Source organism: Achromobacter sp. (genome assembly GCF_049647645.1).
Classification (GTDB): domain Bacteria; phylum Pseudomonadota; class Gammaproteobacteria; order Burkholderiales; family Burkholderiaceae_B; genus Achromobacter.
Genome location: NZ_JBARYB010000039.1, coordinates 1 through 2,475 on the forward strand (window position 1 = coordinate 1; position 2,475 = coordinate 2,475).

General features: G+C 65.6%; 2 protein-coding genes and 1 pseudogene. All 3 read right to left on the reverse strand.

The features are described 5' to 3' along the window. Positions 1 to 1,345, reverse strand: a 1,345-nt coding sequence (locus WBB14_RS03850) for a methyl-accepting chemotaxis protein (protein WP_424238646.1), incomplete at its 3' end; no start/stop codon positions are given. Positions 1,346 to 1,484: 139 nt separating this feature from the next. Further along, entirely contained in the window at positions 1,485 to 1,952 is a 468-nt protein-coding gene (locus tag WBB14_RS03855; protein WP_424238647.1) for a hypothetical protein, read from the reverse strand. A 29-nt stretch (positions 1,953 to 1,981) separates the two neighbouring features. Then, positions 1,982 to 2,475, reverse strand: a pseudogene (locus WBB14_RS03860) (methyl-accepting chemotaxis protein); the annotation flags it as partial.

Here is a 2,475-nt window from a genome sequence, read left to right on the forward strand (position 1 = left end):
CCGCCTGGGCGCTGCGCTGCGCCAGCGAACGGACTTCGCCCGCCACCACCGCAAAACCCTTGCCCTGCTCGCCCGCCCGCGCCGCTTCCACCGCGGCATTCAGCGCCAGGATGTTGGTCTGGAAGGCGATGCCGTCGATCACCGACACGATCTCGGAAATCTTGCGCGAGCTGGCCGAAATGCCTTGCATCGTGCTGACCACTTCCGACACCGCCGAACCACCGCGTTCGGCCACGTCGGACGCGCTGGCCGCCAACTGATTAGCCTGGCGCGCGTTATCCGCGTTCTGCTTCACCGTCGAGGCCAACTCTTCCATCGAGGCTGCAGTTTCCTCCAGCGAGGCGGCCTGCTCTTCCGTGCGGCTGGACAGGTCGGTATTACCCGCCGAGATCTCCCGCGAACCCACCGTAATCTCATCGACGCCGCGGCGCACTACCGACACGGTACGGGTCAAGCTTTCCTGCATGCGCTTGAGCGCGGCGAACAACTGGCCGATCTCATTGTGCGAACGCACTTCCACGCGACTGGTGAGGTCTCCCGCAGCTATCTTGTCGAAATGCTGACCGGCTTCCACCAAGGGGCGCACCACCAGGCGGCCGAACACCAGGCGAGCCAGGATCATCAACAGCACCGCCAGGCCGACGGCAACGCCCACCGCCACCATGGCGAGGTTGAAATTAGCTTCGGCCTCGTCGATCGTGGCTTGCTGCTGGTCGCCGATGTACTTGCCAAACTCGCTGAGCGCCTCAATGAAGGCGGCGCTGCGGGGCGTACCGTACTCGTTGTTCACCATATAGAAGGTGGAATAGTCTTCGCTGCGCAGGGCCTCGACCATGGTGTCGACACCGTCGTCGATGTACGAACGGTAGCGACGCACCAGGTTCATCGACAGCTGGCGGCCCGTGTCGTCCTGCAGCATGTTCTTCTGGAAATCAGCGAAGCGGCTGCGCACGCCGGTCAGCAAGTCGGTGGCGCCCTTCAGGGCCGCGGCGGCGTCGCGGGCCGAGTTCTCTCCGCTGCCCCAGCCGGATTCCTGCAAGTGGCGTGCGGCAACCATCAGGGCAACCCGCGCACGCAGCATGTCGCTGTTGATTACTTCGACCTGCTTGGAACGCTCGGTCAAGGCATTGACTTCGCGGATCGACTCATAGTTGTTCTGCAGGAAATACGCGGCCAAGCCGCCCACCGCCGCGATCAACACCGCGAAGAACGCCATGACCCACAGCAGCATGGTGCCGACGCGGGCATCGCGCAAGCGCAGCTTGCGCTTCACCTTGGGCCCGCGCGCGGCCTTTTTCTTGCCGACCTTGCCGGATTTCGCACCGGATTCGAGACTCGCTTCCATATTATTTCCCCATCCCTCAGGAACTACTCTGACCAAATGAAAAACCACCCGATCGACATGCCTTGTTACACGAGGCACGCACTTCGGGCGACGTACATCGCGGCGCGCGCCGCGATGCTCCCCGCTGGACTACAGGGCGCTATTTGCCCTGAGGCTGCAACCCGGTCGGTTCACCCGGACCCGGGATGTAGATGGTCTGCACCTCGGGCGCCACGGCGGATGGCGCCACGTCCTGACGCAGGTCAGGCGCAGGCGCGGGTCCCAGCAGCTTCTGGCGTTCCCAGGGTTCCAGCAAGATATTGGTGCTGTCGACGAGGCGCAGCAGCCGGCCGTCCGGACCGAACTGCAACAGCGCTTCCTTGCGGCTGTACAAGCCGTCCGCGACGAAGGTGATTTTGAAGGCCCAGAGCGCTAGCAGCGTACCGTCGGTCTGCTTATAGAGCTTGTCGGGCGGGGCGGTCAGCGTGCGCGAAGCCTCTTCCAGCGTCGTCTGCCCCGGTGTGAGCATCGACAGTTTGCCGGGGTCGAAGTTATGCCCCGTCGCCGCGCAGCCGGCCAGAAACACCGCTATCGCGGCCGCCGCCAGAAGATGTATATAGCCTCGCATACCCTACCCATTTACCGGCCAGGCCGGCGTCAGAAAGATTCCCAATCGTCATCCGCGGGCGCGGACCGGCGACCAGGCGCTGCCGCGGGCTTGACCTCGGACGCGGCTGCCGGACGCACTGTGGGACGGCGCAGCGGCCGTGCCGCCGTCGCCCCTTCGGCCGTGGCTGGCTTGGCGCGCGTGGAATGCGTCAAGCGTGCGGCCGGAACTGCCTTGGCTGCCGCGGCGGGCGATTCCGCCTGCGCCGGAGCGACCGGAGCGACGACGCGCGGCGCGCGGCGTTGGCCGGCCAACTGGTGCGCGGGGACTTCGATCACTTCGCCCGCGTTGATCTTGAACACGGCCACCGCTTCGGCCAGGCGCTCCGCCTGCTCCTGCAGCGATCCCGCAGCGGCCGCCGCCTCTTCCACCAGCGCCGCGTTCTGCTGCGTCACCTCGTCCATCTGCGACACCGCGCGGTTCACCTGGTCGATGCCGCTGGACTGCTCTTCGGACGCCGCCGAGATCTCGCCCATGATGTCCG